The organism is Snodgrassella sp. CFCC 13594, from assembly GCF_001590725.1.
Lineage (GTDB): Bacteria > Pseudomonadota > Gammaproteobacteria > Burkholderiales > Neisseriaceae > Snodgrassella.
The window spans coordinates 1-243 of sequence record NZ_LQXR01000120.1; the positions used below are offsets into that span (position 1 = coordinate 1).

1 protein-coding gene is annotated in these 243 nt (G+C 53.1%); it reads right to left on the reverse strand.

The features are described 5' to 3' along the window. Nucleotides 1-189 (reverse strand): hypothetical protein, encoded by a 189-nt coding sequence (locus tag A2F46_RS11975; protein ID WP_066570677.1) that lies wholly within the window; start codon nucleotides 187-189, stop codon nucleotides 1-3. Nucleotides 190-243 lie beyond the last annotated feature (54 nt).

Here is a 243-nt window from a genome sequence, read left to right on the forward strand (position 1 = left end):
TTAAGGAATATTGACTGGCTTGCCGCCTAAATTTCCAATTACATACGTCCGCCCTTGGCTATCCTTGGGCTGGGCGACGGGAGACTGATCCGTACCCGGCTTCACATGTGGAAACGGGTTATTATCGCAGGCGGCCAATAAGCCCACCATCACTGCCATCAGCCAGTGCCGCAGTCGGCTTAGCATCATCTGGTTCTCCTTAATCCATGGTCTTGATTACATTGGTGTCATTCAGGCGCCGGG

What these genes read in the sequence shown, in the direction of transcription:
- A2F46_RS11975 (WP_066570677.1), bottom strand. Translation starts at nt 189, where the DNA reads ATGATGCTAAGCCGACTGCGGCACTGGCTGATGGCAGTGATGGTGGGC.